Here is a 23,033-nt window from a genome sequence, read left to right on the forward strand (position 1 = left end):
GAACAGGTCGCCGAAGTGCGTGGTTACGCGGCCGGCCAGCTTGCGGGCGGCCGTGGAGTTCCCGCCCTGGAAAATCTCGGGATGCGGACGCCCGTCACCCGAAAGGGGCTTGGGCTTGATGTCGAAGTCGTGGATCCGGTAAAAGTCGCCGGCGAATTCGGCGTGGTCGTTCGCCCACAGTTCCTTGAGCACCCGGATGAACTCTTCGGACCGGCGGTAGCGCTCGTCGTGCTCCAGCCACGGTTCGCCGAGGCCGGTGAACTCGTCCTTGAACCAGCCGCTGACCACGTTCACCGCGGCCCGGCCGCCGGAGAGGACGTCCGCGCTGGCGATGAACTTCGCCAGCACCCCGGGCTGCCACAGCCCGGGGTGCACGGCCGCGATCACCTTCAGCCGCTGCGTCGCCAGGAGCAGCGCGAGGCTGAACCCGGTCGATTCGTGTTGGTAGGCGGCGCCGTAGCTGGCGGTGTAGCGCACCTGCGTGAGCGCGTATTCGAACCCGTTGTTCTCGGCGATGACCGCGAGATCCCGGTTGTATTCGTACCCCCAATCGGTGCGCTGCTCGATATCACTGGCGACGAGCCCGCCGCTGACGTTCGGCACCCAATAGGCGAATTTCAATGGTTCGTGGAGCTGGGTCATGATCGGAGAATGGAGCATCCGTCACGGCTCGGCAAAAGCATCCACGTGCTGGGAAACCGCCCGGCGGCCGGGAATCGCCGCCAGCAGTTCCTTCGTGTACTCCGACTCCGGGCTCGCCAAGACGCGGGCCGCCGGGCCCGACTCCACCAGCACGCCCGCGCGCATGACGCCGACGTGGTCCGCGAGCTGCCGGACCACCGCCAGGTCGTGCGAGATGAACAGGTACGACAGCCCCAGCGAGGACTGCAGTTCCGCCAGCAACGCCAGGATCTGCGCCTGCACCGACACGTCCAGCGCCGACACCGGTTCGTCGCACACCACCAGGTCCGGGCGCAACGCCAGCGCCCGGGCGATCGCCACCCGCTGGCGCTGGCCGCCCGACAGTTCCGCCGGCTTCCGGCGCAACACCGACGCCGGCAGGGCGACCTGGTCGAGCAGCTCCGGGACCCGCGTGCGCGGAAGCTTGAACGCCCGCAACGGCTCCGCCACGACGTCCTCGATCGAGAACTTCGGGTTCAGCGACGCATACGGGTTCTGGTAGACGATCTGCATCCGCCGCCGCAGCCGCCGCAGCTCGTCGCCGGCCAGACCGGTGATGTCCTGGCCGTCGAAGGACACCGATCCGGACGACGGCGTCTCCAGCCGCAGCACCATGCGGGCCGTCGTCGACTTGCCCGAACCCGACTCGCCCACCAACGCCAGGGTCCGGCCGCGCGGGATGTCGAACGAAACGCCGTCCACCGCGCGGATCCCGCCGTCGAACGTCTTCGCGAGGTCCCGCACCGAAACCAGCGGCGGCGCGGGCGGCGCGACGGGCCGCACCGCGCTCGACATGCTCGGCGCCGCCGCGATCAGCTGCCGCGTATAGGGGTGTGTGGGCGCGCTGACCACCGTCGAGCCCTCCTCGACGACCGACCCCTGGGAAAGCACCACGATCCGCGACGCGCGGTCGGCCGCGACGCCGAGGTCGTGCGTGATCAGGAGGATCGCCGTGCCCGATTCACGGGCCAGGGCCGTCAGGTGGTCGAGGATCCGGCGCTGGACCGTGACGTCGAGCGCCGACGTCGGTTCGTCCGCGATGATCAGCTTCGGCCGCCCGGCCAGCGCCGCCGCGATCAGCACGCGCTGCCGCAGCCCGCCCGACAGCTGGTGCGGGTAGTGCCGCGCCCGCAGTTCCGGCTGCGGGACGCCCGCCCGCTCGAGCAGTTCGATCGCCTGCGTGGACGCGGATCGCCGGTCCGCGAGGCCGTGGATCTTCAGCACCTCCGCGACCTGGTCGCCGATCCGGTGCACCGGGTTCAGCGACACCGCCGGGTCCTGCGGCACCAGCGCGATCTCGCGGCCGCGCACCGAACGCCACTGCCGGGACGACAGGGAAAGCAGGTCCCGGCCGTCGAAGGTGATCGCCCCGCCGTCGACCCGGCCGCCGCGCGGGAGCAGGCCGATCACCGCGTGCGCGGTCGTCGACTTGCCCGAACCCGATTCGCCGACGACGGCGACCACTTCGCCGGTGTCGACGTGCAGGCCGACGTCACGCACGGCCGGGACCGCCCGGTACGACACGGCCAGGTCCGAGATCCGCAGCAGGGTCATCGTCCGCCTCCGTCCAGCGCCCGGGACAGCCGGTTGGCGGCGAGGACCACCGCCGCGACCGTCAGTCCCGGGAACGTCGTCATCCACCAGGCCGTGGCCAGGAAACTGCGCCCGCCCGCGACGAGCGCGCCCCACTCCGGGGTGGGCGGGGTCGCGCCGAAGCCGAGGAAGCTCAGCGCGGACACCTCGAGCACGGCCGTGCCGAGGGTGAGCGTCGCCAGCGCGAGCACCGGGCCCGCCGCGTTGGGCAGGACGTGCCGGAGCAGCACCCCGGACCAGCGCACTCCCGCGGCACGGGCGGCCTCGACGAACACGCCGGTCCGCACGCGCAGCACCTCCGCGCGCATGACCCGCGCGAAGGACGCGAGGTTCGCGATGCCGACGGCGATCGCCACGTTCGTCGTGCCGAAGCCCAGTGCGGTGACCAGGGCCAGCGACAGCAGGATCGGCGGGATGGCCAGGAAGACGTCGACGATCCGCATGATCACCGTGTCGGCCCAGCCGCCGCGGAACCCGGCGAGCAGGCCGAGCGCCGAGCCGGCCACCAGCGCCACGAGCACGGCGATCGCGGTGGCCCGCAGCGAGAGCGACGCGCCGTGGATCACCCGCGCGTAGACGTCGCGGCCGGTCTCGTCGGTGCCGAAGAGGTGCCGCAGCGACGGCCCGTGCAGCCGCTCGGCCGGGACGCCGGTGATCGGGTCGTACCCGGTCAGCAACGCCGGTGCGAAGGCCGCGAGCAGCACGAACGCCAGCACCGCACCGGCGAGCACGACACCCGGGCGGCGCACCACCCGGGCCGGAACGGCGAGGTCAACCACGAGCCACCTCCGGCGTCCGTGCGATGCGGGGGTCGAGCAGCGGGTAGAGCAGGTCGACGACCAGGTTGAGCACCACGAACACGAGCGCGGCCAGCACGATCACCGCCTGCACCACCGGGACGTCCTGCGCGGTGACGGCGGCCGCGGTGATCCGGCCGACGCCGTCGCGCGAGAACACCGTCTCGGTGATCACCGAACCGGCGACGAGGTTGCCCGCCACCACCCCGGCGACGGTCAGCGCCGGCACGGCGGCGTTGCGCAGCAGGTGTCCGAAGTGGACGCGCCAACGGCTCGCGCCCTTGGCCGCCGCGATCTCCGCGTACGGCTCCTCCTGTTGCGTAGCCAGGCTCTTCGCCAGCACCTGCCCGATGATCGCGCCGGTCGGCAGGGCCAGCGTGATCGCGGGCAGGATCAGCGCGGCGAAGCCCTGCGTGCCCAGCGCCGGCAGCAGCCGCAGCCGGAAGGAGAAGAACTGGATCAGCAGCAGCCCGACCCAGAAGGGCGGCAGCGAGATGGCCAGCGACGGCAGGGACAGCAGCGCCTGCTGCAGCCAGCGGAACCGCGTGAACGTGCCGAGGAAGGCCGCCCCGCCCCCGAACAGCACCGCGGACACCAGCGCGAGGCTCGTCACGGCGAGCGTCGGCGGCAGCGCGGTCACGACCATGTGCGTCGCGTCGTCGCCGGTGGCGACACTGCGCCCGAAGTCGCCGTGCAGGGCCGAGACCAGGCGTTTCAGGTACTGGGCCGGCAGCGGCGAGTCGAGGCCGTATTCCGCGCGGGCGGCGGCGAGCTGCTCGGGCGTCGCCGACGAGCCCGCCTCGCCGCCGGCGAGCTTCGCCGACACGGCGTCACCCGGCAGCAGGTAGAGGATCAGGAACGACAGCGTGAACGCCGCCCACAGCACGAACACCGCCTGGCCGGCCCGGCGGAGGAGGTAGCGCCTCACGACAGCCACGCGTCGAACAGCTGCAGCCGTGACGACGCCTCGAAGTCGACGGCGTGCGCCTTCGAGCTCAGCGCGACGACCTGGGTCAGCTCGAACACCGGGACGGCGTAGGCGTGCTCGATGATGAGCCTCTGCGCTTCGCCGGCCGACGGCTTGCGCTTGGCGACGTCCACAGTGGACGACTGGGTGTCGAGCGCGGCGTCCAGGGGGTTGCCCGGAGCCAGTTTGCTGCGGTTGCCGGCCTTGGTGGAGAACTGGCCGCGCAGGATGTCCGGGTCGGCGCGGGTCACGTTGTACCAGAGGAAGTCGTAGTTGCCGCTCAGCTGGATCTGCGTGGTCTCGGCCGTGGTGTGCTGTTCGATCCGCAGGTCGAAGCCGATCTTGCGGAGCTGCTGCTGGACCAGCTCCAGCACGCTGCGGTTCTGGTTGAACACCGGGGAGAACACGACGGACGCGCTCAGCCTCTGCCCGTTCTTGACGCGGATCCCGTCGGGACCGGGCACCCAGCCGTCGCCGTCCAGCAGCGCGGCCGCGCCCTTCCGGTCGTAGGCAAGCTGCGGCGAGAAGTCGCCGGCCAGCGGTGTCGCCGAGCCGAGGATGCTCGTGGCCGGCTTGTAGCTGGGCGTCAGCACGGTGTTCACGACCTCGGCGCGGTCGACGCCCTTGAGCACGGCCTGGCGCACCTTCTCGTCGGTGAGCACGCCGCGGGTGGTGTTCGCGTGCAGGTTGAACACGACGCCGGGGTTGGGCCGGATGTTCTCGGTGAAGCCGTTGCCGGTGAACTGCGGCTCGTCGACCGGCTGGATGTCGGTGGCCGCGTCGAGCTGGCCGGAGGCGAGGCTGCCGGTGCGGACGCCGGGCTCGGGCACGATCTTGTAGTCGATCTTGTCCAGGTAGGCCGCACCCCGGTGCTTGAACAGCGACGAGCCCCAGGCGTAGCCCGTTCGCTTGGCCAGCAAGATTTCCTGGTTCTGCTTCAGGCTTTCGAACACGAACGGCCCGGAGCCGATCAGGCCGGTGCCCTGGCAGCGCTGTTCGGGCGTCTTCCGGTACGCCGCCGGTGCGAGGACGCCGAGCGAGACCGTCGAGCTGGCCTGCAGGAACTGCGCGCTGGGCGCGGAGAAGTCGAGGCGGACGGTCTGCGGGCCGACCACCGCCGCCCCCTGGTACGCGGCCAGGTAGCCGTAGCCGAGCTGGGCCTTCGTGGCGAGGGCCTTGATGCCGTCGAAGCTCGTCTTCACCGCGGCCGCGTCGACCGGGCTGCCGTCGGAGAACGTCGCGCCGGAGCGCAGGTGGAAGGTGAACGCCGTGGAATCGGCGTTGATCTCCCACTTCTCGGCCAGCCACGGCTTGATCTCGCCGGTCTTCGGGTCCTGGTCGGTGAGCGAGTCGACCAGCTGGCGGGCGACGTTGATCGACGCGTTCGTGCCGGTCTGCTGCGGGTCGATGCAGTCGGGTGCGGACGAGATGCCCAGGCGCAGCGTGCCGCCGGGCTTCGGCGGGCCCGCGTCGGCCGCGGGTTCACCGCCCGCCGGGGAGCAGGCGGTCAGCAGGAGGGGCAGGGCGAGCAGGGCCGCGGCGTTGCGGGCACGGGGGAAAGGGGACACCGGACGGCCTCCAGCGGGGAGCGGTTGCTTCTTCGGAACGCGACGCTAGCCACCCGCCGGGACCCGTCCCACTGGGCGAACCGGCGTCCCAGAACCTGGCACCGCCGCGAGACACTCTTGACACACAAGGTTTTTGTGCTGCGTCCACATTTTGAGCGCGCGTGCGCCGCGGCGGCGCATCGGATAGCTGTGGAGCTATGACTTCTCGCGGCCCGCACGTCGCCGTGGAGCGGGATGGCCGCGCGGTGCCACGCCAGGCCCTCAGCGCAGTTGCCGCCAGGCTTCGCGGCGCCGGCGCTGGGCCTCCGGGTCGGCGACCGGCGCCGCCGACAGCAGCCGCCGGGTGTACTCGTGAGCCGGTGCCGTCAGGACTTCCTTGGCCGGCCCCTGCTCCACCACCCGGCCGCGGTGCATCACCGCGACCCGGTCGGCGAGCTGCTCGATCACCGCCAGGTCGTGGCTGATGAACAGGCACGCGAACCCGAACTGGTGCCGCAGGTCGCGCAGCAGATCCAGGATCCGGGCCTGGATGGTCACGTCGAGCGCGCTCGTCGGCTCGTCGGCCACCAGCAGGTCCGGGCCCAGCGCCAGGGCCCGCGCGATGCACGCCCGCTGGCGCTGTCCGCCCGACAGTTCGTGCGGGTACCGGGAACTCAGCGACGGCGACAGCTGCACCGCGGACAGCAGCTCCGCGACCCGGCCGTCCACTTCGGACCCGCGAACCGCCCGGTGCAGCCGCAGCGGGGTCGCGACGCTCTCCCCCACCGTCGTCCGCGGGTTCAGCGACGACAGCGGGTCCTGGAACACCACACCGATCCGGCGGCGCAGCGCCTTCGCCGCCCGGCCGCGGACCCGGGTGATGTCCGCGTCCCCGATGTGCACCGACCCCGCTGTCGGCGCGATCAGGCCGGTGACCGCCCGGGCCACCGTGCTCTTGCCCGACCCCGACTCGCCGACCAGGCCGAGGACCTCGCCCGGTTCGACGTGCAGGTTCACGCCTTGGGCCGCGCGGACCGTGATCGTGCGGAACCGGCCGCGGTAGGTTACCGACAGGTTCTCCACGCGCAGCAGCGGCGCCACGGCGGGGACGTCCGGGAGCGACTCCGAGACCTGCGTGGTGACCGCGCTGCCGAGCGAGACGACCGAGCCGAGGAGCTGCCGCGTGTAGTCCTCGGCCGGCGCCGTGAAGATCGCCTCGACCGGGCCCTGCTCGACCACGCGGCCGTCGTGCATCACGACCACCCGGTCGGCGAGGTCGGCGACGACACCCATGTCGTGCGTGATCAGCAGGATCGCCGTCCCCAGCCGCTCGCGCAGGTCCCGCAGCAGCTCCAGGATCTCCGCCTGCACGGTGACGTCCAGCGCCGTGGTCGGCTCGTCGGCGATCAGCAGCTTCGGCTCGTTCGCCACCGCCATCGCGATGACGACGCGCTGCAGCTGCCCGCCGGACAGCTCGTGCGGGTAGGACCGGAACCGCTGCCGCGGCTCCGGCAGCCCGACCAGGGTGAGCAGCTCGATCGCCCGTTCCCGGGCGGCGGGGGCGGTGAGCGGCTGGTGCGTCCGGATCGCCTCGACGAGCTGGTCCCCGATGGTGAACACCGGGTTCAGCGCGCTCATCGGCTCCTGGAACACCATGCCGACCTCGCCGCCGCGGACCGCCCGCAGCTCGGCCGGGGTCATCGCGTAGAGGTCCCGCCCGGCCAGCTCCGCGCGGCCCGTCACGCGGGCGGTGGGCGGGAGCAGGCCGAGCAGGGACATCGCGGTGACCGTCTTGCCGGAGCCGGACTCCCCGACCACCGCGACGACTTCGCCCGCGCGGACCTCGTAACCGACGCCGCGGACGGCTTCGACGTCCCCGAACGAGACCGCGACGTCGTGCAGCCGCAGGAGCCCGGCTCCGCTCACTGGATGATCCCGAACTTGCGGTAGTCGACGTAGGCCGGGAACCGTCCGATCTGCACGCCACCCACCTGCGAACCGTGCAGGAACGAGTTGCGGGTGTAGATCAGCGGCACCACCGGCGAGTCGGCGAGGATCTTCTTGTCCAGTGCCGCCCACTTCTTCCCGGCCTCGGCCGGATCCACCGTGGCCTGTGCCTCGGTGATCAGCTTGTCGACCTCCGGGTTGTTGTAGCGGGACTCGTTGACCCCGCCGTTGCCGATCTCGGTCGACTGGAACAGCGGCTGGATGTTCGCGTTGGCCGACGGGATGTCGGGCTGCCACGAGGTCAGCGTCAGGTCGTAGTCCGAGATGCCCTTGGTGTCCACTTCGGACGTGTAGGTGTCCTCGTCGAGCGGCTTGATGGTGATCTTGATGCCCGCCCGTGCCAGCGACGCCTGGATCGCCGCCGCCTTCTCCGGGTAGCCGTTTTCGTTGCGGGTGGCCAGCACGAGACCGTCGAGCCCGTTCGGGAAGCCGGCCTCGGCCAGCAGCTGCTTGGCCTTCGCCACGTCACCGGAGGGCGGCGCCGGGTACAGGTCGTACTGCTCGCGGCCCTGCAGGCCCGGCGTGATCAGCGTGGTGGCGACGTCGCCGGCCAGCTGGGCGCTGCCCGCGCTGGCGACCTGGTAGGCGGCCTTGTCGACGGCGTACTGGAACGCCTGGCGCACCTTCGGGTTGGTGAGGTTCCCCCGCTGGGTGTTCAGCGAAAGGTAGGCCAGCGCCCCGGATTCCGACGTCACCAGCCGGGACTTCGCCGACGCGCTGCCCTGGATCTGGGCCAGCTGCGCGGGCGAGGCGAACGACATGCCGAAGGCGTTGCGGTCGGCCCCGGTGTCGTCGACCAGGCGCTTGGAGATGACGCTGGTGTCCTGCCCGAGCTGGAACTCGATGGTGTCCGGGTTGGCCAGCCGCGTCTTGTCCTCGTCGCGGCTCCAGTTCGGGTTGCGCGTCAGCTTCGCCGACTTGCCGCGCTCGTAGCTCGCCAGCTGGTACGGCCCGGACGCGACCGGGTGGTCACCGTAGTTCGCCTCGGCCCCCTTCCCCTTCGGCACCGGCGAGAACGCCGGGGTGCTGGCGACCCAGTTGAAGTCGCCGTAGGGGCGGGCGAGGTGGAAGACGACGGTCTTCGCGTCCGGCGTCTGGATCGAATCGAGTTCCTTGCCCTCGAACGGGCCCTTGTACGCCAGGCCCGGCGAGAGCAGGTCCTTGTGGTAGGCCAGGCCGCCGGAGAAGGCCGGCGCGAACGAGCGCTCGAGACCCCACTTGACGTCGTCGCTCTTGATCGGCGTCCCGTCTGCGTACTCGAGGCCGTCTTTGAGGGTGAACGTCCAGGTCTTGCCGCCGTCGCTCGGCCGGCCGGTGTCGGTGGCCAGGTCGGGCACGATCGTGGTGTCCTTGCCCGGCGCGACGTCCCACGACGTCAGCCGGCGGTGGATCAGCCCGAGCGTGGTGACGACCAGGTTCGAGCTCTTCGCCGGGTCCCACGTGATCGAGGGTGCGTCGTTGAGCAGGACGAGGGTCCCGCCCGGTTTGACGGTGCCGCCCTGCGCCGCCGGTGTGTCGTTGGCGCCGCACGCCGTCAGCAGCGTGACGGCGGCCAGCACCCCCACAAGCCTGTGTCCCCGTTTCATCGTGTCCCTTTCAGACGAGACGCGCTCGCGGATCGAGCGCGCCGTAGCAGAGGTCGACCAGGAAGTTCAGGACCGTGATCAGCAGGGCCGAGAACAACGTCACGCCGAGCAGCACGGGCAGGTTGAGCGACGCGATGGCGTCGACGAGCAGCCGTCCGACGCCGGCCATGCCGAAGATCCGCTCGGTGATCACGGTCCCGGCCAGCAGGCCGCCGAGGTCGACGCCGAACACGGTGACCACCGGCAGCAGGACGTTGCGCAGCGCGTGCCGGCCCACGACCTTGCGTTCGGTCAGGCCCTTGGCCCGCGCGGTGCGGATGTAGTCCTCGCCGAGGGTTTCCAGCATCTGGCCGCGGGTGAGCCGCGCGTAGATCGCCGCGTGCAGGAACGCCAGGACGAACCACGGCAGCACGAGGTGCCACGCCCACTGCGCGGGATCCTCGGTCAGCGGCACGTACCCGGACTTCGGGACGACGTCGAGCGCGAAGGCGAAGATCGTGATGCCGATCATCCCGGCCAGGTAGGCGGGCATGGACACGCCGGCCATCGCGGCGGCCATGGTGATCCGGTCGACGGCGGTCCCGCGGCGCAGCGCCGAGAGCACGCCGAGGCCGACGCCGAGGACGATCCAGATCGCCGCGGCGCCCAGCGCGACCGAGAAGCTGACCTCGATCCGGCCGCCGATCTCGCTGAGCACGTCGACGTTGTTCTGGAAGTCGTAGCCGAAGCAGGGTGCGGCGCAGTGGATCGCCGCGGCGCCGCTGCCGAAGGTGCGGCCGCCGACGATCCCGCCGAGGAAGTCGAGGAACTGCCGGTACCAGGGGACGTCGTAGCCCATGAACTCCCGCGCGAGCTGCAGGCCTTCCGGCGAGCACGGGCGGCCGCAGGCCATCCGGGCCGGGTCGGCCGGCAGGACGTAGAACACGACGAACGTCACGAAGGCGACGACGAGCAGGACCAGGAGCATCCCGGCGAACCGGGTGGCGACGAAGCGGGCGGTGCGCATCAGGCGGCACCTGCCGAGCGCGGGTCGAGCGCGTCGCGGATAGCGTCGCCGACGACGTTGAAGGCCAGCGTGATCAGGAACAGCAGGAGCCCGGGGAAGACCAGGTACATCGGGTCGGTCTCGAAGAAGTCGATGGCGGTGCTGATGGTGCGGCCCCAGCTGGGTGTCGGGGGCAGGACGCCGACGTTGAGGAACGACAGTGCGGCCTCGCTGCCGATCATCGACGGGATGGACAGGCTGGCGACGACGATGATCGGCGCCCACAGGTTGGGCAGCAGTTCCTTGCTGAAGACGTGCCACGGGCCACCGCCGACGACCTTGGCCGCGGCGACGAAGTCGCGCTTGGCCAGCGTCAGGGCCTGGGCCCGGACGATCCGGGCCACACGCGGCCAGCCGAAGAGCCCGAGGACCACGATGAGCGTGACCTGGCGCGGGAAGTCGACGGGGAGGACGGCGCCGAGCGCGATCATGAAGATCAGGTACGGGAAGCCGAGGATGACGTCGGCGGTCCAGGTCACCAGGCGGTCCCACCAGCCGCCGAGGGTGCCGGCGCTGACGCCGACCACGACCCCGAGCGCGGTGGCGAGCACGGTGGCGCCGAGCCCGACGAGCAGCGACGTCCGCGCCCCGTGGGCGACGAGCGCGAAGAGGTCGACGCCGGTCAACGGCTCGACCCCGAACCAGTGCGCGCCGCTCACGCCGCCGAGCGCCCCGGCCGGGAGCCCGGTCGGGCCGAGTGTCGAGATGTCGGGGACGAGGCTCTGCCCCTCGACCAGGGTGAACAGATCGGCCCCGGCGGCGAGCAGCACGATGAGGACGATCAGGACCGCGCAGACGGACGTCCACCGCCCGGACCGGACGGCACGCCAGACCGCGGCGGGCAGGGAGCGCGCCGCAAGGGGCGGCAGGGTGGGGGCGGACACAGCACCTTCAAGGTTCAGCCGATCGAGTGACGATCAGGGACCTTAAGCAGTCGGGGTGGTGATCGATCCACCTTCTCAGGATGTGGAACGATACTTCCCGGCCGTGTCCGATTCGTGGACTGGCTGTGATGTCCGGGGAGGTGGTCCCGGGTTGAGGTGACCCGGTGGCGGCCTGTCGTGCTGACAGGTTCCCCCGGCTGACCACCCTCCCCGGACAGCACAACTAGCGCAGCATCGTGCCCGCCAGCTGCCAAGTGCGCAGCCGTTCTCGTGCGGACCGCATACCGGACTGGATCAGGACGATCTCCGTCGCCCCCGCGTCGAAGTAGCGGCGCAGGCCCGACTCGACCGTGCGCTCGTCGCCGATCAAAGCCAGGTCGGCCGGGTGCGTGGCGCCCTCGGCGTCGAGGATGTGGCGGTAGGACGGGATGTCGCCGTAGTAGCCCAGGTGGACCGCCGCGATCTGCCGGACCGTCTCGGCGTCGTCGGTCACCACGGCCGGGACGGCGGCGATCACCCGGGGTTCGGGCCGCCCGGCGTCGGCGGCGGCCTTGGTCAGGGTGGGCACGATGTGCTCCGCGAGCGCGCGCGGGCCGGCCAGGAACGGGAGGGTGCCGTCCGCGAGTTCGCCGGCCACCCGGAGTGCCTGCCGGCCCATCGCGGCGACGATGATCGGGACGCCGCCACCGCCGGGGACGGCCGTGGGCAAGGTCGGGCAGGCGGTGAGGGTCTCGCCGTCGAAGAGGGGGCGGCGGCCGTCGAAGATGTCGCGCAGGACGGTGAGGGATTCGCGCAGGGACGTGATGGGCGGCGGGTATTCGAAGCCGAAGGCGGGTTCCAGCAGGCTTTGCACGCCGAGGCCGAGGCCGAGGGTGAACCGGCCGCCGGTCGCGGCCTGCGCGGTTTGGGCTTGGGCGGCGAGGTGGAGCGGGTGCCGCGGGTAGAGCGGAACGACGGCCGTTCCGACGGCGACTTCCGGCACTTCGCGGCCGGCGAGGGCGGCGAGGGTGACGGCGTCGTGGTCGAACAGCTGCGAGAACCAGACGGACCGCAGGCCGGCGTCGGCGGCCTCGCGGGTCTGGGCGAGCAGGGCTTCGACGCTGTTGGCGGCCCCGGACAGGTCGCCGGCGGGCAGGGCGGCACCGATGGTCATGGCGTTCCTTTCGCTTTCGAGAGCAACACAGCTCAGGCTTCCTCGGGGTACTCCGACTCGCGCCGCCACGAGATCGGCCGCGGGCGCGGCAGTCGCCGGTGCGCCGTGCGGCCCGTCGACCGGGGTGCGCCGTCCGGCTGAGCCCGGTCCGCCGCCAGCTCGAACTGGTTGCGCCCCAACGTGATCCGCGGTGACGCCGTGCGATTGCCCGGTCCCGGCTCCCCCGACGGCAACCCCGGCACCACCGGCGAAGCCACCACCGCCGAGCGGGCGCGGTCGACTCCGGCCAGGACCTGCCGGACCAGCTCGTCCCAGCTCACCCCGCCCGCCTCCTCCCCGGCGGTGAGCGCCCGGGTGATCCGGCCCGCGGCGTCGGCGAACCGGCTTTCGCGGACCGCCAGTTCCCCCAGCGACCGCTCCAGCGCCGCCTCGGCGCGGCGGTCGCCCGCGAGCACCACCGCGCGCAACGCCGTCTCGCCGCTCTCCCGCCAGTCCGCGTACCGGCCCCGCGCACCCGCCAGGTCGGCCACCGCCAGCGCCAGTTCCGCGCAGTACCCCGGCTCCCCCGCGTCGGCCGCTTGACGTACCGCCGCCAGCAGGCCCGCGGACTCGCGCTCGTACCACGTGCCCGGGTCACCGAGATCGGCCGCCACCGACGTCCGTGGTGCCCGGCCGGCCTCGGCACCCCGGACCTCGTCCGCCAAAGACAGCCAGGCACCGAACAACCGGCGGGACGCCTCCTGAAGTGGTTGTGCCGCAAGGAGTTCCACCGCCAGCAGCCGGGTCAGCGTCGGCAGCCGGTAGCGAGCTCCGGCGACGTCGACCAGCCGCGCGTCCACCAGCGACTCCAGCGCGTCGGCCGCTTCCGCCGGGCCGAGGTCCGCCAGCGCCGCGGCGGCCCACCCCGCCCAGCTTCCCGCGGGCAGCAGCGCCAGCCGCGCGAACAGATCCCGTGCCGAGGCCGGCAACTCGGCCAAGCCGCGGCCGACCGCCGACCGGACGCCCGCGCCGAGCCGGCCGAGCCGGTCGTCCTCGGCGCGCAGCCGGGCCACCGCCTGGGCCAGCGTGCGCCCCGGCCGGGCCGCGACGTGCGTGGCCGCCGCCGTCACCGCCAGCGGCAGGCCGCCGCACAGCTCGACCAGCTCCACGGCGTCCGACAGCTCCGCCGTCACGCGGTCCTCGCCGATCAGCGCCGAGAGCAGCTCGACGCCCTCCGCGCCGTCCAGCACCTCGAGCTCGGCCACCGCCACGCCCGGCAGCGAGGGCACGCGGGCGCTGGTCGTGACGAGCAATCGGCAGCCCCGGGCGTCCGCGACGAACGGCGTGACGCGCGCCAGGCTGGCGGCGTCCTCCAGCACGGTCAGCACCCGGCGCCCGGCGAGCACGCTGCGGTACAGCGCGGCGCGGCCGTCCAGTTCGTCGGGGATCTCCCCCGCGGGCACGCCGAGTGCGTGCAGGAACCGCGCGAGCACGTCGGCGGCGTCCTCCTCGGCGAGCCGCGCGTAGAGCACCCCGTCGGGGAACGCCGGCGCGGCGCGATGCGCGGCTTCGGCCGCGACGGCGGACTTGCCCGTTCCGCCGCGTCCGGTGAGGACGGTGACCACCGCCGCGCCCGGCCCGTCGTCGGTGAGGCCGCGCCGCAGCCCGGCCAGCAGCCGCTCGTGCCCGGTGAAGTACGGCAGGCGCGCGGGCAGCATCCGCGGGACCGCGCGGCCGCTCGCGGGTGCCTCGCCCGCCCCCGCGAGGATGTCCTGGTGCAGCTCGCGCAACGCGGCACCGGGCTCCAGGCCCAGTTCGTCGACGAAGCGGCGGCGCACGGCCCGGTAGGCGGCGAGCGCCTCGACCCGCCGGCCGCACCGGTGCAGCGCGGTCATCAGCTGCAGCACGAACCGCTCGCGCAGCGGGTGTTCCTCGGTCAGCACCGAGATCTCGCCGACGACCTCGCGGTGCAGGCCCAGCTCGAGCTCGGCGTCGAGGCAGTCCTCGAGCACCTCCACCCGCCGCTCGGCGATGCGGACCTGGTGGGCGCGCACGACACCGCTGTCGATCCCGGTGAGCGGTTCCCCGCGCCACAGCGCCAGCGCCTCGCGGAACGCCGCGCGCGCCTCCTCCGGCCGCCGGGCGGCCCGTCCGCGCGCCACCAGCGTCTCGAACTCGTGCAGGTCCAGTTCCCCGGGTCCGAGGTCGAGGCAGTAGCCGCTGCCGCGCGCGGAGATCCGTTCGCCCAGCCCGGCTTTCGCCAGCGCGCGACGCAGGACCGACACACAGGTCTGGACCTGCGCCCGGGCCGTCGCGGGCGGGGTGGCGCCCCACAGCGCGTCGAGCAGCACTTCCAGTGGCACCACGCGGTTGCCGTTGAGCAGCAGCAGCGCGAGCACCACCTGCTGGCGGCGGGCGGTCACGACGACCGGCTCGCGGCCGCGGACCTGCAGCAGGCCCAGGACGCGGAAGCCGGGATCGACTTCGTTGCGGGGGCTCCGGGTGTCGGAGCGCACGGCGGCTCCGGGTGTCGGCACGGTGGTCTGCACGGTGTTCCCTCCGGGGTCAGACGAGGACTTCGGGCGGCGCCGGGTGCCCGAGGAAGGCGGTGGGGCTGGCGGTCAGGCCGTAGGCGCCGGCCTGGAAGATCGCGATCAGGTCGCCGATCGCCGCGCCGGGTAGCGAAACCTTGTCGCCGAGGAGGTCGAGCGGGGTGCAGAGGCAGCCGACCACCGTCACCGTCTCTTCCGGACCGCCGGGCGCGGACGCCAGGTCCAGGGGGTAGTTGCGGCGGATGGCCTGGCCGAAGTTGCCGGACGCGGCCAGCTGGTGGTGCAGGCCGCCGTCGACGACGAGAAAGGTCGTGCCGCGGGAGACCTTCCGGTCGACCACGCGGGTGAGGTAAACCCCGGCCTCGCCGACGAGGTAGCGGCCGAGCTCGATCACCACGCGCGCCTCGGGCAGCGCGGGCCGCAGCGAGACGTCCAGGAGCTTCGCCAGGTTCTCGCCGACTTCGTCGAGGTCCAGGGCCGTGTCGCGGGCGGTGTAGGGAATGCCGAAGCCGCCGCCCAGGTTCACCGACCGCACCGGGCCGGGCGCCGATTCGGCGAGCTGCAGCACCAGCTCGACCGTCGCGCGCTGGGCCTCGCACAGGCTTTCGGCGCGCAGGTTCTGGGAGCCGGCGAAGACGTGGAAGCCCTGGAATTCGAGGCCCGCGGCACCGACTTCGGCCAGCACGGCGGGGACGCGCTCGGCGTCGATGCCGAACTGCTGCGGGCCACCGCCCAGGCGCATGCCGGACCCGCGCACCGCGAAGTCCGGGTTCACCCGCAGCGCCACGCGCGGGGTGAGGCCGAGGCGGTCACCGGCCTCCCGCACGCGGGCCAGCTCGGTGGTGGACTCGAGCTCGACGGTGACGCCGGCGGCGACCGCGCGGGCCAGCTCGGCCGCGGTCTTGCCGGGCCCGGCGAAGCTGATCCGCTCCGGCGGGACGGTCGTGTCGAGCGCCTGCCGCAGTTCCCCGGCGGAAGCGACGTCGAGGCCGTCGACGAGGCCGCTGAGGTGGTGCAGCAGCGCGGGCATGGGGTTGGCCTTGACCGCGTAGCTGAGCTCGACGCCGTCGGGCAGCGCGGCCCGCACCCGCTCGACGCGGGCGGTGACGAGCGAGCGGTCGTAGGCGAAGAAGGGGGTGGTGCCGACCCGCGCCGCGAGCCGGTCCACGGGCACGCCGCCCACGGTGAGCACACCGCCGGCGCGGCCGAACGGCGCCGCCGCGGCTTCCGTCGTGTTCGCCATCGCTTTCCTTTTCTTCGAGCACGGGGAAATAGCAACCGGAAAAGGCACCGCCGTCGGTTACCGGGCGGCACTCGAACACTGAAGCAACTACCCACCCACCCGGACATGGGTAGTCCTCACCCAGATTCGGCGGCCGGGTGGGGAACGCGGCACCCAGGTGTACCTGCTGTGTCCGCACGGTCACTCCGGTGGCACCATCCACACCGGACCGGACAGTCATTTTCGCAGGTCAGGGCAATTGACCACACCGTTCGGCGCAGTCACCCACTCGCACTGCTCCAGCCGGGTGGCCCGCTCCGGTGGCAGCTTGCTGCCGTCGCCTGCCTGCCACCGCGAGCGCCGGGAACACCCTTGACGAACGGGGTGCCCAGCCCGCACGATCGGAATCCACCGGCGCCACCGGGAATTCCCGGGAACCGGTGCAATTCGGACAGCACCACGCGCATTCCCCGATTTCCGAGATCCCTTCCGACGATGGGTGAACTATGTCTTCCCTGCCTGCTCCCGGTGAGCCGATCGCGGTGGTCGGCATGTCCTGCCGGCTGCCCGGCGCCCCGTCCCCGGCGCGGCTGCGCCGGCTGCTGGCCGAGGGCCGCGAAGCCGTCGGCGAGGTCCCGCCGGGCCGGTGGACGGACGGCGACGGCTCGGGGCGCGGCGGCTTCGTGTCCGATGTGGACGGTTTCGACGCGCCCTTCTTCGGTGTCTCCCCGCGCGAAGCCGCGGCGATGGACCCGCAGCAGCGGCTGGTGCTGGAACTGGCGTGGGAGGCCTGCGAGGACGCCCGGATCACGCCCGGCACGCTGCGCGGCAGCGCCACCGCCGTCGTCGTCGGCGCGATCAACGGCGACTACGCGCTGCTGCACGACCGCCTCGGCGCCGGACCGCACACCCTCACCGGTACCCACCGCAGCCTCATCGCGAACCGCGTCTCCTACGTGCTCGGGCTGACCGGGCCGAGCCTGACCGTCGATTCCGGCCAGTCGTCGTCACTGGTGGCGGTGCACCTGGCGGCCGAGCAGCTGCGCCGCGGCACCGCGGCCGTCGCGCTCGCCGGCGGGGTGAACCTCAACCTCCTGAACACCGGCACCGAGATCGTGGACCGCTTCGGCGCGTTGTCCCCGCAGGGCCGCTGCCACACCTTCGACAGCCGCGCCGACGGGTACGTCCGCGGCGAGGGCGGCGGCCTGGTCGTCCTCAAGCCGCTGAGCGCGGCGCTCACCGGCGGCGACCGCATCCACGCCGTCCTGCTGGGCGGAGCCGTGAACAACGACGGCGGCGGCGACGGCCTCACCGTGCCGCGGGCCGAGGCGCAGACCGAGGTGATCCGGCTGGCCTGCGCCGACGCCGGAGTCGCGCCGGCCGACGTCCAGTACGTCGAGCTGCACGGCACCGGCACGCCGGTCGGCGACCCGATCGAGGCGGAAGCCCTCGGGGCCGCGTTCGCCGGGGACCGCCCGGAACCACTGCACGTCGGGTCGGTGAAGACCGTGGTCGGCCACCTCGAAGGCGCCGCCGGTATCGCCGGGCTGCTGAAAGTGCTGGTGTGCCTGGCCGAGCGCCGCCTGAGCCCGAGCCTGAACTTCCTCACGCCGAACCCGGCCATCCCGTTGGAGACGCTGAACCTCGCCGTGGTGCCGGAGGGCCGGGACTGGCCGCGGCCGCGGGAGCGGCTCGTCGCCGGGGTCAGCTCGTTCGGCGTCGGCGGCACCAACTGCCACGTCGTCGTGGCCGAGGCCCCGGCTTCCGTGCCACCCGAGGACGTCGCCGCCGACGACGTCCCGCTGGTGCTCTCGGCCCGGTCGGCCGCGGCCCTGCACGCACAGGCCCGCGCGCTCGCCGGCCACCTCGCCGACCACCCCGGGCTGGCCCACGGCGACGTCGCCCGGTCGCTGCTGCGGACCCGGGACCTCTTCGAGCACCGCGCGGTCGTGTTCGACGACCTCGCGTCGCTGGCCGCGGGCACGCCCTCCGAGCGTGTCGTGACCGGGCGGGCCGTCGACGGCGCCGACGTCCTCGTGTTCCCCGGCCAGGGTTCCCAGTGGCCGGAGATGGCCCGTGCGCTGCTGCGCGACTCGCCCGTGTTCGCCCGCAGGCTGGCGGAGTGCTCGGCCGCGCTGGCTCCCTTCCTCGGCTTCGACCTCCTGGGCGACCTGCGTGACGGCACCGCCGACCTCGAGCGCGTCGACGTCGTCCAGCCCGCGCTCTGGGCCGTGATGGTGTCGCTGGCGGAGGTCTGGCGCGAGGCGGGTCTCACGCCGTCGGTCGTGGTCGGGCACTCCCAGGGCGAGATCGCCGCCGCCACCGCGATCGGTGCGCTGTCCCTCTCCGACGGCGCCCGCGTGGTCGCCCTGCGCAGCCGGGTGATCGCCGGGATGCCGCGCGGCGGCGGGATGATGTCGGTCGGCGCGTCCGAGGACGTCGTCCGGCCGCTGCTGCCCGCCGGCGTGTCGGTCGCCGCGGTGAACGGCCACCGGTCGGTGGTGCTGTCCGGACCGGCCGATGCGCTGGCGGCGTTGCACGCCACGCTCACCGGCGACGGGTACCGCGCGAAGGTCCTGCCGGTCGACTACGCGTCCCACTCCGCGGCCGTGGACCCGCTGCGGGACGAGATCCTGTGGCTCCTGGCCCCGGTGCGCCCGGTGTCCACTTCGGTCACTTTCGTTTCCGCCCTCACCGGCAAGCCCTTCGACACCGCGGGTCTCGACGCCGGGTACTGGTTCGAAAGCCTCCGGCGGCCGGTCCGGTTCGCCGAGGCGACCGCCGGCGCGCTGGCCGCCGGCGGCGCGCGGTTCGTCGAGTGCAGCCCGCACCCCGTGCTGCTGGGCAGCATCGAGGAGACCGCCGAAGCCCAGGACCGCACGGTGGCCGTCGTCGGGACGCTGCGGCGGGACGACGGCGGCGGCGACCGGCTTCGGCGAAGCTTCGCCGAGGCGTTCGCGGCCGGGGCCGGGGTGCGCTGGGAGGTGCCCGGCTCGCGCCTGGTGGACCTGCCGACGTATGCGTTCCAGCGGACCCGCCACTGGCTCGGCGAAGAGGTGGCCGCCGCCCCGGTCGCCGTCGATCCCACGCAGGTGGCGGACCTCGTGCTCGCCACGGCCGCGGCCGTGCTGGGCCACGCCGACGCGGCCGGCATCGACCCCGCGAGCACGTTCAAGGACCTCGGCTTCGACTCGGTGAGCGTGGTGGAACTGCGCACCCGGCTGCAGGCGGCCACCGGGCTCAAGCTGCCGACGACGCTGCTGTTCGACTTCCCGACACCCGCGCACCTCATCACGCACCTGCGGGCCCGGCCCGGCGACACCGCCCCGGAAGCCGTTGTGCCCCAGCAGGGTGACCCGATCGCGATCGTCGCCATGGGCTGCCGCTTCCCCGGCGGGATCACCTCCCCGGCCGAGCTGTGGGACCTGGTCTCCACCGGCGGCGAGGCGGTCACCGAGCTGCCCGCGAACCGCGGCTGGGACCTCGACACCCTCCTCGGCGAGGCCGGCCCCGGCTCGTGCGCCACCCGGTTCGGCGGCTTCCTCCACGACGCCGACCGGTTCGACCCGGCGTTCTTCGGCCTGAGCCCCCGCGAAGCCCTGGCGATGGACCCGCAGCAGCGCGTGCTCCTGGAGATCAGCCACGAGGCGATCGAGCGCGCCGGCCTCGAGCCGGGCTCGCTCGCGGGGACCGACACCGGCGTGTTCGTCGGCGCGATGGCCATGGACTACGGCCCGCGGCTGCACGAGCCGACCGGCCTCGTCGACGGCCACCGCCTGACCGGCACCTCGCCGAGCGTCGCGTCGGGCCGGATCGCCTACACCTACGGCCTGCGCGGGCCGGCGCTCACGATCGACACCGCGTGCTCGTCGTCGCTGGTCGCGATCCAGCTGGCCGCCGACGCGCTGCACCGGGGCGACTGCTCGCTCGCCCTCGCCGGCGGCGTCACCGTGATGGCCGCGCCCGGCAACCTCGTGGACTTCACGCGCCAGAACGGCCTGTCCGCCGACGGCCGCGCAAAGGCGTTCTCCGCCGCCGCCGACGGGACGGCGTTCGCCGAGGGCGCGGGCATGCTGATCTTGGAGCGGCTGTCCGACGCCCGCCGCCACGGCCACCCGGTCCTGGCCCTGCTGCGCGGCGGCGCGACCGGCTCCGACGGCGCCAGCAACGGCCTCACCGCGCCCAACGGCCAGGCCCAGCAACAGGTCGTCCGCCGTGCGCTGCGGGCGGCCGGACTGTCCACACAGGACGTCGACGTGGTCGAGGCACACGGCACCGGAACGGCGCTGGGCGACCCGATCGAGGCGCACGCACTGCTGGCCACGTACGGCCAGGCGCGCGAAACGCCGCTGTGGCTGGGGTCGTTGAAGTCCAACATCGGCCACACCCAGGCCGCGGCGGGCGTCGCCGGGGTGATCAAGATGGTGGAGGCGCTGCGGCACGACACGATTCCGCGCACGCTGCACGCCGAGGTGCCGAGTCCGCATGTCGACTGGGCGAGCGGCCGGGTCGAGGTCCTGTCGGCGGCCCAGGCGTGGCCCGAGCACGGGCGCCCGCGGCGGGCCGCGGTGTCGAGCTTCGGGATCAGCGGGACCAACGCGCACGTCGTGCTGGAAGCCGCACCTGTCGAGGAGCCGGCGCCGGCCGCCGCGACGGCACCCACCGGACCGCTCGTCTGGCCCCTGCACGCCCACACCGACACCGCCCTCCGCACCCACGCCGCCCGCCTGCGGACCTACGCCGAAACCGCGGCCGACGACGACCTCACCTCGACCGCGGCGATCCTCGCCCGCCGCCGCCCTGGCACCTGCCGCGCGGTCGTCGTCGCCGGCGACCGGGCCGAACTCGTCGCCGCCCTCGGGGCGCTCGCCGACGGTGCCCCGCACCCCGCGCTCGTCACCGGTACCGCCGCCGGCGAAACCGAGCCCGTCTTCGTCTTCCCCGGCCAAGGCGCCCAATGGCCGGGCATGGCCGCCGAACTGCTCGCCGCCGACGCCGGCTTCGCCCGGCTGCTCACCGACGCCGCCGAGGCGCTGCGCCCGCACACCGGCTGGTCCGTGCTCGACGTGCTCACCGGCGCCGACGGCGCGCCGGACCTGGAGGGGACCGAGGTCGTGCAGCCCGTGCTGTTCGCCGTCATGGTCGCCCTCGCCGGACTGTGGCGGGCCGCCGGGGTCGCACCGGCCGCGGTGGTCGGCCACTCCCAAGGCGAGCTGGCCGCGGCCGTCGTGGCCGGGGCGCTGCCGCTCGCCGATGCCGCCCGGATCATCGCCGTCCGGAGCCGGCTGCTCACCGCCGAACTGGACGGCACCGGCGGGATCCTCGCCGTCGGCCTGCCCGTGGCGCAGGTGCGGGAGCGGCTCGAACCGTGGGCCGGGCGCCTGTGGCCGGCCGTGGACAACGGCCCGGCCGGCACCGTGGTCGGCGGCGAACTGGCCGCCATCGAGGAGTTCGCCGCCGCCTGCGCCGACGTCCAGATCCGGCGCACCCCGGTGGCGTACGCGGCGCACACCCCGCACGTCGAGGCCGTCCGAGACGCCCTGATCGCCGAAATCGGCCCGCTGGCCCCCGCCGACACCGCGACCACGATCTGTTCCTCCTGCACCGGCGGCTTCCTGCCGGGCTCGGACCTGACCCCGGGCTACTGGTACCGCAACCTGGCCGAGCCGGTGCAGTTCGACGCCGCCATCCGCGCCTTCGCCGGCTACCGGCGACCGCTGTTCATCGAGGTCAGCCCGCACCCCATCCTCGCCGGCGCGGTGCAGGAGATCCTGGCCGACGCGGACATCGACGGCACCGCCGTGGGCACGCTCCGCCGCGGGGAAGGCGGCCCCCGCCGGTTCCTGCTCGCCCTCGCCGCGGCGCACGTCCGGGGCACCGCGGTGGACTGGCCGCGGCTGCTCGGCCCGGTCACCCGCCACCCGGACGTGCCGACCTCGGCGTTCGACCGGCAGCGCTACTGGCTCACCGGTCACTCCGGCGGCCTGCTCGGCACGCCCACCCCGGTCGCCGACGGCGACGGCCTGGTCGCCACCGGACGGCTCTCGCTCACGTCGCTGCCGTGGCTGGCCGGGCACGCCGTGCGCGGCACGGTCCTGTTCCCCGGCACCGGATTCGCCGAACTGGCCCTGGAAGCGGCGGACGGCGGGAGCGTCGAGGACCTCACGCTCGAAGCGCCGCTGGTGCTGCCCGCGTCGGGTGCCGTCGACGTCCAGGTCGGCCTCGGCCGCGCGGACGACCACGGCCGCCGTCCGCTGACCGTCCACTCGCGACTCGGCGACGGGCCGTGGACCCGGCACGCGACCGGCACGGTGTGCCCGGAGCGCGCGCCCGTCACTCCCCTGCCGGTTTGGCCGCCCGCCGGGGCGGAGCCGGTCGACCTCGACGGCGCCTACGCACGGCTCGCCGAACGCGGGTACGAATACGGGCCGGCGTTCCAGGGCCTCACCGCGCTGTGGCGCGACGGCGACGACCGGTACGCCGAGGTGGCGCTGCCCGCCGAAGGCGAGTTCACCGCCCACCCCGCGGTGCTCGACGCGGTGCTGCACGCCCTGGTCCTCGACGGCACCGAGCTGCTCCTCCCGTTCTCCTTCGGCGGCCTGCGGGTCACCTCCCCCCTGCCGGGTGCGGTGCGGGCCCGGCTGTCCGGCTCGGCGACGACCGGCGTCGAGGTCACCCTCTACGACACCGCCGGCACCCCGCTCGGCGGCGTCGAGTCGCTGCTGCTGCGGCCCGCCGCCGAGACGAACGCGACCGCGGAGCTCTACCGCGTGGAATGGACGCCGGCCCCGGTGGACGGCGGGACCGACCGCGAGTGGACCGTGATCGGCACGGAACTGCCGGCGGTCGTCCCGCCCGTCGTGCTCACCACCGCGCACGAGCTGCCCGCCGTGCTCGACCTCGTGCAGCGCTGGCTGCTCGACGAACGCTGCGACGACTCAAAACTGGTGTTCCTGCAGGACCCGGGCTCGCCCGACGGCGCGCCGGTGTGGGGCCTGGTGCGCTCGGCGATCGCCGAGC

General features: G+C 73.4%; 13 protein-coding genes. 1 reads left to right on the top strand and 12 read right to left on the bottom strand.

What is annotated here, in order from left to right; translation table 11 throughout:
- The 12 genes from CCN39_RS38945 to CCN39_RS39000 all read right to left on the bottom strand — a co-directional run.
- Positions 1 to 642: LLM class flavin-dependent oxidoreductase (locus CCN39_RS38945; RefSeq protein ID WP_143264318.1), on the bottom strand; the 642-nt coding region annotated here is incomplete at its 3' end.
- Between the two features lie 21 nt (positions 643 to 663).
- Positions 664 to 2,235 carry a dipeptide ABC transporter ATP-binding protein gene (locus CCN39_RS38950; RefSeq protein ID WP_086850940.1) on the bottom strand — a complete coding sequence of 524 codons (1,572 nt, stop codon included), beginning with the start codon at positions 2,233 to 2,235 and terminating at the stop codon, positions 664 to 666.
- Complete coding sequence (locus CCN39_RS38955) at positions 2,232 to 3,053, bottom strand: ABC transporter permease (RefSeq protein WP_086850942.1); 822 nt, start codon at positions 3,051 to 3,053, stop codon at positions 2,232 to 2,234. The genes CCN39_RS38950 and CCN39_RS38955 overlap by 4 nt, the downstream gene beginning before the upstream one ends.
- Positions 3,046 to 3,999, bottom strand: a complete 954-nt coding sequence (locus CCN39_RS38960) for an ABC transporter permease (protein WP_086850944.1) — start codon at positions 3,997 to 3,999, stop codon at positions 3,046 to 3,048. The genes CCN39_RS38955 and CCN39_RS38960 overlap by 8 nt, the downstream gene beginning before the upstream one ends.
- The gene (locus tag CCN39_RS38965; protein WP_086850946.1) at positions 3,996 to 5,606 is read right to left on the bottom strand and encodes an ABC transporter substrate-binding protein; all 1,611 of its coding nucleotides are present in this window, start codon (positions 5,604 to 5,606) and stop codon (positions 3,996 to 3,998) included. The genes CCN39_RS38960 and CCN39_RS38965 overlap by 4 nt, the downstream gene beginning before the upstream one ends.
- 261 nt (positions 5,607 to 5,867) lie before the next feature.
- Positions 5,868 to 7,511 (bottom strand): ABC transporter ATP-binding protein, encoded by a 1,644-nt coding sequence (locus CCN39_RS38970; protein WP_086850948.1) that lies wholly within the window; start codon positions 7,509 to 7,511, stop codon positions 5,868 to 5,870.
- Positions 7,508 to 9,178 carry an ABC transporter substrate-binding protein gene (locus CCN39_RS38975; RefSeq protein ID WP_086850950.1) on the bottom strand — a complete coding sequence of 557 codons (1,671 nt, stop codon included), beginning with the start codon at positions 9,176 to 9,178 and terminating at the stop codon, positions 7,508 to 7,510. The genes CCN39_RS38970 and CCN39_RS38975 overlap by 4 nt, the downstream gene beginning before the upstream one ends.
- Positions 9,179 to 9,188: 10 nt before the next feature.
- A complete protein-coding gene (locus CCN39_RS38980; protein ID WP_086850952.1) occupies positions 9,189 to 10,184 on the bottom strand; it encodes an ABC transporter permease in 996 nt (331 codons plus the stop codon).
- Positions 10,184 to 11,107, bottom strand: coding sequence for an ABC transporter permease (locus CCN39_RS38985; RefSeq protein WP_086850955.1), 924 nt, complete (start codon positions 11,105 to 11,107; stop codon positions 10,184 to 10,186). The genes CCN39_RS38980 and CCN39_RS38985 overlap by 1 nt, the downstream gene beginning before the upstream one ends.
- A 223-nt stretch (positions 11,108 to 11,330) precedes the next feature.
- Positions 11,331 to 12,260 carry a TIGR03564 family F420-dependent LLM class oxidoreductase gene (locus CCN39_RS38990; RefSeq protein ID WP_086850957.1) on the bottom strand — a complete coding sequence of 310 codons (930 nt, stop codon included), beginning with the start codon at positions 12,258 to 12,260 and terminating at the stop codon, positions 11,331 to 11,333.
- Between the two features lie 32 nt (positions 12,261 to 12,292).
- Complete coding sequence (locus tag CCN39_RS38995; RefSeq protein ID WP_158104588.1) at positions 12,293 to 14,755, bottom strand: AfsR/SARP family transcriptional regulator; 2,463 nt, start codon at positions 14,753 to 14,755, stop codon at positions 12,293 to 12,295.
- A 49-nt stretch (positions 14,756 to 14,804) separates the two neighbouring features.
- Positions 14,805 to 16,034, bottom strand: a complete 1,230-nt coding sequence (locus CCN39_RS39000; RefSeq protein WP_086850961.1) for a pyridoxal-dependent decarboxylase, exosortase A system-associated — start codon at positions 16,032 to 16,034, stop codon at positions 14,805 to 14,807.
- Positions 16,035 to 16,519: 485 nt separating this feature from the next.
- On the opposite strand from CCN39_RS39000, the gene CCN39_RS39005 reads away from it, so the two are divergent.
- A partial coding sequence (locus tag CCN39_RS39005) for a type I polyketide synthase (protein ID WP_143264319.1) occupies positions 16,520 to 23,033 on the top strand: 6,514 nt, incomplete at its 3' end.

The sequence above is a fragment of the Amycolatopsis kentuckyensis genome, assembly GCF_002155975.1.
Lineage (GTDB): Bacteria > Actinomycetota > Actinomycetes > Mycobacteriales > Pseudonocardiaceae > Amycolatopsis > Amycolatopsis kentuckyensis.

Coding starts and splice junctions, on each gene's coding strand:
- CCN39_RS38950 (WP_086850940.1), bottom strand. CDS start 2,235: ATGACCCTGCTGCGGATCTCGGACCTGGCCGTGTCGTACCGGGCGGTC.
- CCN39_RS38975 (WP_086850950.1), bottom strand. CDS start 9,178: ATGAAACGGGGACACAGGCTTGTGGGGGTGCTGGCCGCCGTCACGCTG.
- CCN39_RS38980 (WP_086850952.1), bottom strand. CDS start 10,184: ATGCGCACCGCCCGCTTCGTCGCCACCCGGTTCGCCGGGATGCTCCTG.
- CCN39_RS38990 (WP_086850957.1), bottom strand. CDS start 12,260: ATGACCATCGGTGCCGCCCTGCCCGCCGGCGACCTGTCCGGGGCCGCC.
- CCN39_RS39000 (WP_086850961.1), bottom strand. CDS start 16,034: ATGGCGAACACGACGGAAGCCGCGGCGGCGCCGTTCGGCCGCGCCGGC.